The sequence below is a fragment of the Pseudoalteromonas sp. KS88 genome (assembly GCF_004766475.1).
Taxonomy (GTDB): domain Bacteria; phylum Pseudomonadota; class Gammaproteobacteria; order Enterobacterales; family Alteromonadaceae; genus Pseudoalteromonas.
The window spans coordinates 32947-46604 of the sequence record NZ_PYHV01000025.1 but is presented as its reverse complement, the minus strand read 5'-3'; the positions used below and the strand labels follow the sequence as shown (position 1 = coordinate 46604).

The 13658-nt window shown below is 40.4% G+C and carries 17 protein-coding genes; 9 read left to right on the top strand and 8 right to left on the bottom strand.

The genetic code is table 11. The features are described from left to right. Positions 1–22: 22 nt before the first annotated feature. The gene (locus C7Y70_RS16500; protein WP_099295601.1) at positions 23–337 is read left to right on the top strand and encodes a Bor family protein; all 315 of its coding nucleotides are present in this window, start codon (positions 23–25) and stop codon (positions 335–337) included. Continuing rightward, a complete protein-coding gene (locus C7Y70_RS16495) occupies positions 334–663 on the top strand; it encodes a hypothetical protein (protein ID WP_099295602.1) in 330 nt (109 codons plus the stop codon). The genes C7Y70_RS16500 and C7Y70_RS16495 overlap by 4 nt, the downstream gene beginning before the upstream one ends. Here C7Y70_RS16495 and C7Y70_RS16490 read toward each other — a convergent pair whose 3' ends face one another. From C7Y70_RS16490 to C7Y70_RS16475, 4 genes are read right to left on the bottom strand one after another with little or no spacing between them, the layout of a single operon-like run. Then, positions 664–1902: an ABC transporter permease gene (locus tag C7Y70_RS16490; protein ID WP_135475918.1), complete on the bottom strand. Its 1239-nt coding sequence runs from the start codon at positions 1900–1902 to the stop codon at positions 664–666. It abuts the gene before it with no gap. Continuing rightward, positions 1895–2602 (bottom strand): ABC transporter ATP-binding protein, encoded by a 708-nt coding sequence (locus tag C7Y70_RS16485; RefSeq protein WP_058561371.1) that lies wholly within the window; start codon positions 2600–2602, stop codon positions 1895–1897. The genes C7Y70_RS16490 and C7Y70_RS16485 overlap by 8 nt, the downstream gene beginning before the upstream one ends. A 2-nt stretch (positions 2603–2604) precedes the next feature. After that, positions 2605–3768, bottom strand: a complete 1164-nt coding sequence (locus C7Y70_RS16480) for an efflux RND transporter periplasmic adaptor subunit (protein ID WP_135475916.1) — start codon at positions 3766–3768, stop codon at positions 2605–2607. Between the two features lie 47 nt (positions 3769–3815). Beyond that, positions 3816–4526 (bottom strand): YIP1 family protein, encoded by a 711-nt coding sequence (locus C7Y70_RS16475; protein WP_135475914.1) that lies wholly within the window; start codon positions 4524–4526, stop codon positions 3816–3818. Positions 4527–4747: 221 nt separating this feature from the next. Between C7Y70_RS16475 and C7Y70_RS16470 the strand changes: the two genes are divergently transcribed. The 6 genes from C7Y70_RS16470 to C7Y70_RS16445 all read left to right on the top strand — a co-directional run bounded on the left by C7Y70_RS16470 (position 4748) and on the right by C7Y70_RS16445 (position 9903). Continuing rightward, the gene (locus C7Y70_RS16470) at positions 4748–5641 is read left to right on the top strand and encodes an aldo/keto reductase (RefSeq protein WP_135475952.1); all 894 of its coding nucleotides are present in this window, start codon (positions 4748–4750) and stop codon (positions 5639–5641) included. A 322-nt stretch (positions 5642–5963) separates the two neighbouring features. Then, positions 5964–6341 (top strand): energy transducer TonB, encoded by a 378-nt coding sequence (locus C7Y70_RS16465; RefSeq protein ID WP_135475912.1) that lies wholly within the window; start codon positions 5964–5966, stop codon positions 6339–6341. A 212-nt stretch (positions 6342–6553) separates the two neighbouring features. Further along, on the top strand, positions 6554–6991 hold the full coding sequence (locus C7Y70_RS16460; protein WP_135475910.1) for an energy transducer TonB: 438 nt from the start codon (positions 6554–6556) through the stop codon (positions 6989–6991). Between the two features lie 134 nt (positions 6992–7125). After that, complete coding sequence (locus C7Y70_RS16455) at positions 7126–7506, top strand: hypothetical protein (RefSeq protein WP_135475909.1); 381 nt, start codon at positions 7126–7128, stop codon at positions 7504–7506. Between the two features lie 89 nt (positions 7507–7595). Continuing rightward, the gene (locus tag C7Y70_RS16450) at positions 7596–9497 is read left to right on the top strand and encodes a S9 family peptidase (RefSeq protein WP_135475907.1); all 1902 of its coding nucleotides are present in this window, start codon (positions 7596–7598) and stop codon (positions 9495–9497) included. A gap of 112 nt (positions 9498–9609) precedes the next feature. Continuing rightward, positions 9610–9903: an antibiotic biosynthesis monooxygenase gene (locus C7Y70_RS16445; protein WP_135475905.1), complete on the top strand. Its 294-nt coding sequence runs from the start codon at positions 9610–9612 to the stop codon at positions 9901–9903. Between the two features lie 105 nt (positions 9904–10008). On the opposite strand, the gene C7Y70_RS16440 is transcribed toward C7Y70_RS16445, so the two are convergent. The 4 genes from C7Y70_RS16440 to C7Y70_RS16420 all read right to left on the bottom strand — a co-directional run bounded on the left by C7Y70_RS16440 (position 10009) and on the right by C7Y70_RS16420 (position 12900). After that, on the bottom strand, positions 10009–11352 hold the full coding sequence (locus tag C7Y70_RS16440; RefSeq protein ID WP_135475904.1) for a M24 family metallopeptidase: 1344 nt from the start codon (positions 11350–11352) through the stop codon (positions 10009–10011). Positions 11353–11803: 451 nt separating this feature from the next. After that, the gene (locus C7Y70_RS16430; RefSeq protein ID WP_135475900.1) at positions 11804–11995 is read right to left on the bottom strand and encodes a hypothetical protein; all 192 of its coding nucleotides are present in this window, start codon (positions 11993–11995) and stop codon (positions 11804–11806) included. 81 nt (positions 11996–12076) lie between these two features. Beyond that, on the bottom strand, positions 12077–12568 hold the full coding sequence (locus C7Y70_RS16425; RefSeq protein ID WP_245321576.1) for a hypothetical protein: 492 nt from the start codon (positions 12566–12568) through the stop codon (positions 12077–12079). Beyond that, positions 12565–12900 carry a hypothetical protein gene (locus tag C7Y70_RS16420; protein WP_135475898.1) on the bottom strand — a complete coding sequence of 112 codons (336 nt, stop codon included), beginning with the start codon at positions 12898–12900 and terminating at the stop codon, positions 12565–12567. Before C7Y70_RS16420 ends, C7Y70_RS16425 begins: the two co-directional genes overlap by 4 nt. Before the next feature lie 160 nt (positions 12901–13060). Here C7Y70_RS16420 and C7Y70_RS16415 point away from each other — a divergent pair, with 160 nt between their 5' ends. Continuing rightward, positions 13061–13621, top strand: a complete 561-nt coding sequence (locus C7Y70_RS16415; protein WP_135475896.1) for a hypothetical protein — start codon at positions 13061–13063, stop codon at positions 13619–13621. The last annotated feature ends 37 nt before the right edge of the window (positions 13622–13658 follow it).

The window sequence follows — 13658 nt, the reverse complement described above, 5'->3', positions numbered from 1 at the left end:
ATACATAAAAAGGACAAACCTGATGAAGGCGTTAATCACATGTTCAATAGTCGTTATGCTGAGTGCATGTTCTTCGGTGACGATTCAACCACAAAAAATTGCTAAATTAAGCGATAAACCAACATACCAAGATAGCCGCCCCTTTTTTATGTGGGGGCTCGTTGGCGAAGAGCGCGTGAATGTGAAAAAAGTATGCGGCGATCAAACTGTTGTGCAAATGCAGTCGCAACAAACAGTGATAGATGGGGCTTTAGGGTTGGTCACATTAGGAATTTATGCGCCTCACACAGTAAAAGTATGGTGTGATGAGCAACGAGTGGCAGGGGAGGTATTATGAAAAAATTAACGGTATTAGCAGCAAGTTTAGTGATACTCAGTGCGACTGGGTGTACCAATATTCATTTTGACAATGGCGAATACACAGCGTCAGAGACAGCAAATAAAACAAAACAGTGGCATCACAATTTTGGACTCGGGTTATACGAAGGTTCCGATGCGATTAATTTATCGCAAACGTGTGCGGATGGTCAGTGGCAGAGTGTTCACACGTATAAATCATTTGTGAATGGTTTAGCTGAAATGGCCGTTAATGAAGTCGGCCCTGTTTGGTACCCTAAAACTGTCGAAGTCGACTGCGCCAAGGTACCTTACAAGGTGCAATAATTACTCGTAACGCAGTGCATCAATAGGATTTAGCCTTGCTGCTTTTATAGCGGGGGCTAATCCAAATACTATCCCAATTAACGATGTAAACCCAAACGACAGCATAATCGCCCAACCAGGTATATACGCATCAGGCATGCTCGGCACAGAGAGTGAAATAAGCGCAGCGGCACCATAGCCAATAGCAAGACCAATTAACCCGCCAAAGAGTGATAACACCACGGCTTCAACTAAAAACTGTAGCATGATAAAACCAGGAGTAGCCCCCAGTGCTTTCAGCGTGCCTATCACACGGGTGCGTTCGGTCACCGAGACCAGCATAATGTTCATAACACCGATGCCGCCTACTACTAGACTTATACCGACAATACCCGCGGTAATAGCGGTGGCGCTGCCGGTAAATTTATCCACGTTAGCGCGGGCTTTCTCAGCGGTTTCAAACTCAAAATCGTTTTCTTCACCGTCTTCTAGTTTATGCAGTTGACGCAAAATACGGGTAATTTTGGCAAGCACTAACTCTTCGTCACTGTTTTCTTTTAACCTAAACATAATTTGCACGTTGCTGTTACTGCTAGCCCCTTCAAGTGCGCTCATGGTACTGATAGGAATATTAATATAATCGTCTTGATCAAACCCCAGCAAACTGCCTTGTTTTTCAGCAACGCCAATAATTCGAAACCATTCACCGCCAAGCTTTATATATTCACCCACAGGGTTTTTAGGAAGGTTTAATTTTTCTATAATTGAAGGGCCGATAAACGCAACGCGGCGGCGTTTTTCATCATCTTCAGCGCGAATAAAACGACCGAGTTCAGGGAATGTGCGATATGCTTTTTGGTAATCTTGTTCAGTGCCCATCACGCGTGATGAATGGCTTTTATTCCCATACTCAGCGCCACCAGAAAAACGCCATGTAAACATTAAGGCGGTCAATGTTTCGGCTTCTTTTACTCGGGCTTTTAAGGTTAAAAAATCGCTGTAGGTGAGCTTTGCGTTTTGACCAACCATTTCTTTTTCAATACTGGTAAATGGTTTTATAGAAGTAACATCCGGTGCCATGTCAGCTAACTGGTCGTTGATTTGCTTGGTAAAACCTTGCATAACGGCAACCACAGTGATCACTGCCGCCACACCAATAATGATGCCTAAGCAGGTGAGCGCACTTCGCATGGCGTTGGCTTTTATAGCCATAAGCGCCGCTTTGGTGCCTTCCATAATGGCTATAGCAGATTTAAACATGCTGTTTATCTCCTTCGCCTTTGCGCACATCACTGACAACTTTTCCGTCCACTAAACGAATCACCCGTTGGCAATGATCGGCAATGTCTTGTTCGTGAGTTACTAAAATAATGGTGTGGCCTTCGTTATGCAGCTCATCAAACAACGCCATGATCTCAGTGGTGGTTTTACTGTCGAGATTACCAGTTGGTTCATCACCTAATAAAATGTGCGGTTTAGTCACTAGCGCTCGTGCAATGGCAACTCGCTGGCGTTGACCTCCCGACAACTGGCTGGATAGATGATCAACTTTATCACCGAGTCCTACACGTTTGAGAGCTTCAAGCGCTTTTTGTTTACGTTGTTTAGCGGGTATAAAGCGATACACCAGCGGTTGCATCACATTTTCAAGCGCAGAGGCGCGAGGCAATAAATTAAAGCTCTGAAATATAAACCCCACGCTTTCATTACGCTGATGCGCTAGCTCCGTCTCAGTCATGCTTTTTACAAGTTTATCTTTTAAAAAGTAATCGCCACTGGTTGGCGTGTCTAAACAGCCGAGTAAATTCATTAAAGTAGATTTACCTGAGCCGGACGGACCAATGATCGCCACATATTCATTTTCATCAATAACAACGTTTACATCATCGAGTGCTTTAAATATTTGCTCACCCATTTTGTATTGTTTGTTGATATGTTCAAGCCTAATAACCGCCGACATTTTTACGCATCCTCAGCAATAGGCTGTTTTACTTTTACGGTATCGTTTTCTTTTAGCTTACTGACTGGACGAGCAGGGCCAATAACAACGCGCTCACCTTTTGTTAAACCTTTGGTTATGGCTTGCTCTATGTCGGATGAAATTCCCACTTCGACATACGCTTTGCTTACTGTGTTATCGTCGTTTAAACGCCATACAAAAAATTTATCATCTTCTTTTTGTACTGCTTCTATGGGGAGTTTTAAACCATCAACAGCAATACTCGTCGCAATTTCCGCACGACAGCTCATGCCGGCGTAAAGTTGTCTGTCGGTATTATCAAGTAGCACTTTTACTCTAAATGATAAGCCCTGAGAGCCAGGCTGATTTTTAGCCGAAGTGCCGATGTTAATCACTTTGCCTGTGAAAGGTTGGTTCGGGTAGGCAGCGGCATAAATATCGGTGTGTTGATCAAGTTTAATACCGGCAATATCGGTTTCATCAACCCTGAGCTCTGCCAAAATAGCGCTCGGATCGGCAACCAGCATTAAATCAGAGCCAATAATATTGGTGGTGCCTGCAATCACCGTTTCGCCTTCTTTAATGTTAACCGAGGCCAATAAGCCACTCATTGGGGCACGAAAAACGCTTTTGCTGAGTCTATCTTCTGCAATCGACAGTGACGCTTTAGCTTGGTTATAGGCTTCACCGCGTGCTTCTATATCAATTTTGGCAAGGTCACGAGCATTTTGCAGGTTTTCATACACTTCTTGTCCAGCAAGGCCAACGTCGTAGAGTTCTTTTTGACGTTTTAACTGGCGCTCAATATTTTGGAGCCTTGTTTGACTGTGTTTAATTTCTATTTCACTGGCACGTAAAACGGCTTTATTACGATTGACTTCAGATTCAAATGCGGTGGTATCAAGGCGCATTAAAATATCGCCTTGCTTCACACTCTGGCCTTCTTCTACAAACACTTTGTCTACGCGGCCAGTTACTTCAGAACGCAGTTGTACTTGCGTATTAAACACTAAGTTACCGGAGGCTAAAATAGAGTCGGCAATACTGCCTTGTTCAACCTGTGCGATATTAACTTCTAGCGCGTCTTTACTGCCAGTTATTTGCTTTGACACAATTAAGGCAACAAACGCAGCAATCGCAAGGATGATGATAATGGCTTTTTTCATTGTTATTTCCGTGTGTTTTGTGGGTAACGTTAATTACCCATGCACTTTTAAACGAGGGCTATCACAGTCCATATTCCATAGATTACAATGCTTGGCAGGGCTGCAAACAGGAGTGCTTTGTTGAAGCTAAAATTAGTCCAGCACGTTAAGCCAATAGCCGCTAAGGCAATACCCCAAATACTAAAAATATTTAAACTTTCAGTCATGGTATAAAACGGGTGACCTAGCTCTAAGCCAAGCAGTAATTGATTTACAGAAGCGTAATTAAATAAATTGATTGAAAGTTCATTGGTGCTTGCCGTCAACACTAATGCGATGACACCTAAGCTTGAAATAATCATGGGCATCATGGCCCAAAAACCAAAGCCATACCATGCACCATAGCCGTAATTTGCTTCAGGGTCTTGTTTTGACACTAATAAGTAATACCCGGAAATAAGTGCGTTGATAATAATAAGACCAAAGATACCTCCACCAATAGCAAACCAAACTTGCTGATCAATACCTTGCTCCATACTTTGACGAATCATCTTCTTTTCGCCAATGGTGGCATCAACCGTGGCCGCGGCGACCTGTTGTTCTAATAAAAATTGCGGATCAGCTTTGCTGTAAAACAAATAACTACTGGCAACAAGTGCCGTTATAATCAGCGCAAACGCAAGCCAGGACCAGCCTTTGGCTTCTTTTATGCCATTGAAGGCTTTAGTCGGTGTGATAAAAATATCGACACATGCAGACAGGGCATTGGTTGATTTCATTATTATTATTCCTTTATTAAGTGTTTTATACCCAAGTCCCTGTGAAACACTGAATTCTGCATCTTGAGGTGGTTTGGGCATTTAGGTACAAATCTTAAGGCTATTAATACCTTATTATGTAGGTAGAATAAAGTATAATCAGTATCTGTACATGACAATAGTGTAACAACCTATTAACGTGTGCGTATTATTTGAATAATAAATGGAATGAGACAGAAATAATGATCAGTACTGAGCGAAAGATAGATGAATTAGTTCTGGGGTTTTGGCGATTACTTGATTGGCAAATCTCACCGCAGCAATGCTTAACTTTTCTTGAGCAAGCGATTGAAGCAGGTATAACAGAGACTGATCACGCCGATATTTACGGGCAATATGGTTGCGAGGCAGAGTTTGGTAAAGCCTTGGCATTAAAGCCAAGTATTCGTGATGACATCAAAATAATTACTAAGTGTGGTATTAAACCTGCTTTTCCTGGTTTAGGTCTTGAGGGGAAAGTCAATCACTATGACTCAAGTGCACAACACATTATTGCCTCTGCGCAGCAATCACTTAAGCATTTTAATACAGACCGATTAGATGTATTGCTAATCCATCGTCCTGATTATTTAATGCATGCAGATGAAATGGCACACGCCTTTAATACCTTAAAGCAAAATGGTGATGTGTTGGAATTTGGCGTGTCTAACTTTACCCCTTCACAATTGAGCTTATTGCAGTCACGGCTTGATTTTGACTTAGTGACTAACCAGATTGAATGCTCACCCTATGAAATGAAAGCCCTTGATGATGGTACGCTTGATCAATGTCAGCTCCTGGATATCAACCCCATGTTTTGGTCACCACTTGCTGGCGGGCGTTTGTTTTCAGACAGCGATGAAAAAGCAATACGTTTACGCCATGTGCTTGAGCAAGTTGCGAGCGAAATTGGCGCAAGTTCGATTGATCAAGTGGTTTACGCATGGTTACTAATGCACCCAAGCGCGCCATCGGTAGTGCTCGGTACAGGCAACATTAAACGTATTGAATCGGCAGTAGCCGCCAAGCAGTTAAAACTAACCCGCGAGCAGTGGTACCGAATTTGGCAGGGCTCTACAGGGCACAGCGTGCCGTAATAATATCTGCTCATATAGCTTTACAAGTTTGAGTTAATCTTACCCCGCTATATGAGCGATAATAGCACCGTTACTTATTATTGTAATTTAGGCTGTCAGTTTGGCTCATTTGGTTTTATTAAATATGATAGTTACCATCCCTCAGTTACGAGTGTTAGAACCTATAACGCTGAATCATAATTAACTAATTGTTTACAAAAATGCATTTAATGGATAATGTTAATATGTTGTCATATATAGATATTTATCGGTTGATAGAACTGTATATGTCGCAGACGAAAAATTTATGTACTCATTTAAATTAAACATATAGGGATATTTTATGAAAACACTCTTACTTATTTTCTTTTCAATCTTGGTTTTAGGTTGTACTTCAACCCCTGAAGTGGCTTTAAACCAAAAGCCAGTAGAGGTAACCAATGACAATGTTGGTAAATACTGGGTACTAAAAAATAAAGAATTTAGTGTTAATTTACCTCTAAGACGAGCACCAAAAAAACTTGAAGAAGGGCATGTTACTTTACGTTTTCTCATAGACTCCAATGGCAACACATTTGACCCTGAAATCATCGAATCAGTACCTGAAGGTCTATGGGATAATGCCGGGGTTGAAGCGATGTCAAAACAAGATTTTATTCCTGCTGAATCCAATACCCAAAACATTCCTGTGTATTTCACTCAGACGATCTTTTTTAAGTAAAGCACGTAGAGGGCCCTCATTGGCTTGGCGTTGCTATATATTATTGTCTCTTAGTGATGAATTTAAGGTTAAAACTACCTGCGGCACAGTCTTTGGTGCTAGAAACAGTGCTGTTGTCTGATGGCGCTATTAACTGACACAAGGTGTTGTTATCAGTTATCAAAATGAGATAGGGCAGGTTGTTATGTGGATATTCCAACAATGGAGTGTATATGAAAGTTTCTTTATTAATCCCTGTTTTCTTAGCCTTTGCCAGTACAGGTGCAGTAGCTAAAAATAAAACTACTTATGCAGACATACAGGTTACAAATGTAGACCCTACCAGTGACTTTATTTGGCAACGGGAAAATCAAAATACGCCTAAATATCCAGTTGAGCTTGCTCGCTCTGGAATAAGAGGCTGCGCTGTTTTGGCCTTTGATATCACTGATTCGGGAAAAACTGAGAATGTTGAGGTTATTAATACATTGCCTAATAAGCACATAGGTAAATATTCTCGCAAAATGTTGAAAAAATGGGAGTGGGTACCTGCAGCAACAGTGACGGCTCCAGAAAAGAGAATCTTAAGGTTAGATTTTTGTATGGGTGGTGAATCTATTGAGCAGGCTGAACAGGCTTGTAAACAACAAGCAAAATTAGCATGTAACTAATTAAAGGTAGATGGCGCCTATTTTCTGGAGCAAAAATAAAAAACTAACAGTTGGCTTGCCTGTTGCGCAGATTAACGAGGCAACGGTTAGTTTTTGCTTAGTTTAGCAAATACCGCCAAAAAATAGTGTGCATTATGACTACATGTAAAAAGTGTAAAAGCAAAATCGTACCTAAATTAGTCGGTTCAGGTAAATCTGCCGCTTATTTTTGCCCGTTTTGTGGCGCTTCTCAAAGCCGGTTTGGGCTGAAAGAGTACTATCTTATATTTATCGCTCTACTGTTATTGTGGTTTGCCGCTTTTTTTAACCACCATATCGGTGCTGGAAATGTTATATGGTCACCGTTAATGCAAAACTCGTTATTGCTGGTATTGGCTTCTATTGCAGGTTTGATTTTTACTTTCTATCAAGTTTTGAAAAAACACAAAGGACATTGGAAGCTTTTTAATTTCTTGGCTTTTATAGGACTGGTTTTGTCTATAGCGCTGTCAGCATCCCAAGTTTGGGGGTTATAAAAAGAGGGAGTCAGTTAATCGCTACTTTCTTTTAACTTGTGCCTATTTTATGTAGCATAATCGAGTCTAATTTTTAAAGGAGTTTCGCCATGTTGCGAACAGTGTTATCTGTAAGCTTGGGATTAGCGGTCAGTATGGGCGCATATGCCAGCGATGTAATGACCCCAGAAAAGCTTTGGCAAGTAAAGCGCGTCAGTGCGTTGGGTTTAAATCACGACAAAACCCATGTGATTTATAAGGTGACCACGCCAAGTGTTGAAAACAACGACTTCAATAGCAAAGTCTACCAAGTGCCACTTAAAGGCGGTGAATCTCAGTTATTAGAAGCCTACCAAGGCCTTTTGATTGATCGCAGTATATCCCCTGATGGCAGTAAAAAACTGTTTCATGAAAAAGTGAAACTAGAAAACGTATTAGCATCCGATAGATATAAAGAACTTGGTCAGGCAAATGCGTATGTGTTTGATGACTTAAACTATCGCCACTGGGATACATGGAAAGACGGCAGCTTTAAGCATGTATTTTATCAAGATTTAAAAAGCGAAGAAAAAGTCGACATCATGAAGGGTATGGCGTTCGACAGTCCAACGTCACCATTTGGTGGGGCTGCTGATTATACCTGGGGCCCAAAAGGTGAAAATATTTATTATGTGAGCAAAAAGTTCACAGGCACTGAGTATGTAAAAAGCACCAATACCGATATTTATCGTTATAACCTTGCGAGCAAAAAGACCACTAACATCACACAAAGTAATTTAGGCTATGATAAATATCCCGCGTTCTCGCCAAAGGGTCATTTAGCGTGGTTGCAAATGGATGAGCCAGGCAATGAAGCGGATAAGAACGATATCATTGTTAAAGTTAAAAACCGTGAATTTAACTTAACAGCGCACTGGGATGGCACAGTAAACAGCTTTAAATGGAGCAATGACGGTAAGCATATTTATTTTGTGGCGCCAACTGATGGCACAATTCAGCTATTTCAAGTCTCTGTAAATACGAAAACCAAAGCCAAACCTAAAATAAAACAGCTGACCAATGGCCAGTTTGATGTAAACAGCATTGTTGCGGTGTTAGATAATCAATTAGTGGTTACGCGTAACAGCATGAATGCCGCAAGAGAAATTTACCGACTTGATTTAAAGAGCAAAAAACTGGTTGCATTGACCAAAGAGAACAACGCGTTTTATGCCAACCTTGATTTGCCGAATGTTGAAAAACGCATGGTAAAAACCAAAGACGGCCAAGACATGCTGACGTGGGTTATTTACCCGCCTAATTTCGATAAAAGCAAAAAATACCCAACCTTATTGTATTTACAAGGCGGTCCTCAGTCTGCACTGTCGCAGTTTTACTCTTTTCGTTGGAACTTCCAAGTAATGGCCTCGCAAGGCTATATTGTGGTGGCACCTAACCGCCGTGGTATGCCAGGTCATGGTGTTCAATGGAATAAAGATATAAGCCAAGATTGGGGTGGTAAGGTAATGCAAGATTACCTTGATGCTATTGATGATGTAGCAAAAGAATCCTATGTTGATACATCACGTATTGGTGCAATTGGCGCAAGTTATGGCGGTTACTCTGCATTTTATTTAGCAGGTAATCACGATGGCCGCTTTAAAACCTTTATTGCCCACTGTGGAATTTTTGATTTACGTAGCATGTACGGCACAACTGAAGAGTTATTTTTTGTAAATAACGAATTAGGTGGCGCTTACTGGGAAGAAAATGCCGCAACTAAAAAATCATACGGTCAGTTTAACCCAATAAGCTATGTAGATAAGTGGGATGCCCCGATGTTTGTGATTCACGGTGGTAAAGATTACCGCGTACCGCTAGAGCAAGGCATTGCCGCTTTTCAGGCTGCAAAATTACGTGGTTTGCAGAGCCGCTTTTTATACTTCCCTGAAGAAAACCACTGGGTGCTGACACCGCAAAACGGGATTGTATGGCAACGTGAATTCTTTAAGTGGTTAGATGAGACCCTTTAACTAATCAGTGATAAATAAAGCCAGTACGTGAAAATTTGCGCACTGGCTTTTTTATTTAGTTTTACCCGCTAGGGTAAGCATCAGTCACAGTGAATACAACTAAGGAGTATCCATGTTCGCAGTCATATTTAGGGCAAAACCAGGTATTCAGGATGATGAATATGGTAAAACGGTAACAAAAATGAGAGAGCTTGCATTTGAAAAGTACGGCTGTTTGGATTTTGTTGCTGTGACAGAGGGCGATCAAGAAATTGCAATTTCGTACTGGGAAAGTGAAGAAGCAATCAAAAATTGGAAACGTGATCCAGCGCACGCGCTTGCCCAAGGCGTTGGCCGTTCTAAGTGGTATGAGTCATACAGTGTGCAAGTGGTAGAAATAAAACGTGAGTACACGTTTAACGCATAACGTACGTTTTCTCTCTCCCTTAACTAAATAAAGTGAAAGGAATGTCAGGTCTTTTTTGTAGCTTTTGCTTTAAAAAGACCTAACCATCAACGGCTAAAAGCGTTCTTAATCGACAAGCAGTAATTCGGTTTGTCGACCATTTAAATACCACACGCCGGTTTTATCGAAAATAGCGTCTTCTTCTAGCATAATTCTAATTTCTTTATGCCACGGTTTGATAAACACCGCATTGTTAAGTTCAATTGAATAAGCGGTGTTTAAATGCAGTGGATAATCACCATCCCCCGGCACGCCTTGTTGTGAATCCCACATACCTAATGTAGTGCCAGCTGCGTGGCCATGATAGCCAAGCGGATGGGTATAAATAGTAGGTTTTAAGCCCTGCGCAATGGCTTTTTCGCGAGCGGCTTTTAATACCTGGTTACCTGTTCTCCCTTCGTTAAATTCAGCGGTAAAAATATCTTGTAGTTTATTGCCTTTTTTTAATGCATCGACAAGGTAGTCGGGGGCTTGTGTTTCGTTAGGTTTTAACACATAGGCATGTTGTTGTGTGTCGGTGTTTAAACGCAAATACGTAATACCAAAATCGACATGCAGTAAATCACCTGCTTGAATCACATTATCGGCATAGCCATTGGTAAAGCTGTCTTCGTGATCGAATGATTTACTGTCGGCGCGTTGTATTGCAATACTGGGGTGAAACCATGTTTGTAGTTTAAGGTCTTTTACGCGTTCTCTAAACCACCAGACTAAATCGTCGCTGGTTGTTTTGCCTACCGTAATAACTTTGTTGGAAAAGCCTTCAGCAATAATCGCATGCGCAATCGCGACTATGTGTTTGTACATTTCTACTTCTTGAGGAATACGCTGCTCTAACCAAGCAACAGCCAGCGGCTCAGCTGATATTATTTTATTTTTATAAGCACTTGGTAAGTTGGCCATTAAGGTATTGTAATCACCAAGCACTAAACCATCCGCATGGCCCCAATCGGTAGAGGTATTTAGTGCGATGTTACTTGGCTTGTAGTGTTCAATGATGTCATTAAGTGCTTGCCATTGGTTTGGCTGCGTTTTTTTATCCCAGCCCTTTGTAAATACATTACCTATTTTATAAGGAGCGATAGCGTAGGCATCAACACCGCCTTGCTTATTTCGGGCAAACAGCAAAATAGTAGTGCGCCTTGCCGATAACCACGTTGCAGGCAGCATGGTTTTTAGTATCGGGTCTTCGTTGTATTCACGGCTAATAAGCAGCCACATATCAATGTTGTGTTGCTTCATTAGGCTGGGCATTAACGTGTTAACCCTGAGCTCGGTAATGTTATCGATAAACGCAGCACGTTCTTTCATTGATAAAATAGTCGGCACGTCATTCCCCTTAGCTAAAGGGCTTAATACAAGTGTGGCCAGCAAGATTACGCAAAGCATGAGTTGTTTAGTAAGGTGCATAATTGTTTTAATTTTAGGCTAGTTAATTTATAACATGCCTGAATGACTGCGATAAACAAACAATTTGAGATAAATCACGGGCAAGTGAGATAAGGGGAGTGTTTCTTTTATATACCCAAACCACCTCAAGATGCAGAATTCAGCGTTTCACAGGGGCTTAATATCAAGGCGTTACTTTGCAAGAATGGCAGTCCCTTTTAAGAAGTAACAACGATGAGAGTAAGTCTCTGTGGAATGCCCAAAGGGTTGGTTTAAAAGCGATTTATACTGCGTTATTGATTTTAACAATAGAACCACTATTACTTGCAATCAATGCCTTGCCTAAATCGCTTTTAATTCCAACTGAAACTCGCATCTTGAGGTAGTTTGGGTATATCTTTATCTTCTTGAGTTCTATAAAGCAAATCTAAAAGCAATGAACATCAAAATGAGTGCTCATTGACAGTGCCGCTTATTGCGCCGCAACGAGTGCGCGGGCTCTAATATCAGCGGCAAAAGTTAAGCCTTTTTTAAAGCTTGCCTCAGCAGCATTGATTTCACTTGGTTCACCATTAGCAGCTAATACAGCATGGCTAAGTGCATTATATAAGTGAGTGATTTGCGCTTGATACGCCGATTCAATAGCCTGTTCAACAGTCGTCATTATTATTCCTTATAATTAGTTGTGATATCATTTTAAGGTACAACAATAAATCATGCACGAAAAAATTTTATTAAAACCTGCTCAATTGAAGTTATCCATTGTTTTCATCAAATTAAATGGCTTATTTAATTTTTCTAAACCAGAAAATTGTTCACGTATATCTTCAGGGAAAATAAAGTAATCAGCCTTAGTCCGTTCGTAAGCTAAAGGTATAGCCATAATTAATTGATTATATTTATCCAGCATGGTTTTATCACTATCTGCTAATGCCTGTAATTTAGCTGAAAATAAAGAGTATCGTTCTAATTCATTACGAGTGCATAAATCTTGAGTTTTAGCATAATGATAAGAAAGAGCGCTACTTATTATATTCCAATCATTCGAAATATGCTTAACATCATCTGGTGTGATGGTTGCTTTAGTTTGTTGGCATTTTTCAAGCTTAGTGTCATATGCTTTTATTGAATTATGATATTCAATAGTTAAGTAATTTGTCAGAGTTTGTTCTGATGTTTCTGCATAAGAGAAAATAGAAGTAAATACAGCAAAAAATAAAATAATATAGTTATTCATTTTGCAGCCTCACAACCGTTATATACAGCCTTCCAAAATAGCCTTTCTTTTGATGTTTTTGCTTTAATTGCTTGTAGGCCAGATATTGTTTCTATAGTTTTTCTTGCAATGCTAGGCGAACTTTTCAGTGCATTAGCAAAAGAGTCAAAATCAGTTTGAGTGAGATTATAGTGACTTTTTATTAGACCGTTGCCAGCAAAAATATTAGCAAAAGTGCCGACCGTAATCGTTGCACTGAGCCACTGATTAATTTCTTTTATCCGTCTTATTTCCTTTATAGCTAACTTACCACGCTCGGAAAACTCTAAATCATTTATGTCAGGGCATTTCATAATTTACTCCTTGTTATTTAATTCCATGAATATGAAGCCTAGCAAAAGCAATCTAAATGTTGTACCTGAAAATTGTAACCAAGAAGTAGAACTCTTAAATTTCTATTTTTATTCAACAGGGTATACACTGTCTTGGTATATGGTTTATAAGGATATTACATTGTCGCAGCCTCTTCCTATTCCAGCCCAACGTTGGCTATCACTTTTATTGTGTGCAATTACCGCGGCTGCGATTACAGTATTCTTAAGTAACGTGAGCTTTGTAAAACAGGCCTATGCAAGCTGGGGCAGTATTTTATTCGCAAGCCCCGTGCTGCATTATAGTTTTGCTTTTCTGGCAGGCATTGGCATCAAGCTAATGCTGGATAAGTTTTATATCTCCCACGCCAAACGCAGTATTGGGTTTAGTTGGCGATATCCACCGGTGACGATAAGTGTGTTGTTTGGCTTACTTTCCATTGTGGGTTATGTGTACGTCACGTATTCAAATGAAATAGTAGAGCAGCTGACTGCTTATACCTTTGTAAGTTTTAAGTTTCTGTCACTGAGTTTTTTAGCTATTGCAGCGACTATTATTTATCAAACAAAGTTGTATGCGGAAAAGCCAGTGTCTTCAGCTGTACTGTGCGCGATATCAGCATTTTATATATTTTCAGCCATAAACTTAGTTGAGATAGCACATGCATTTTGGGTATTTTTTGTATTGCTGCTTCCTATTTAGCTATGTCGGTATTTTTGTTATGTGACCAGTTAAGAGC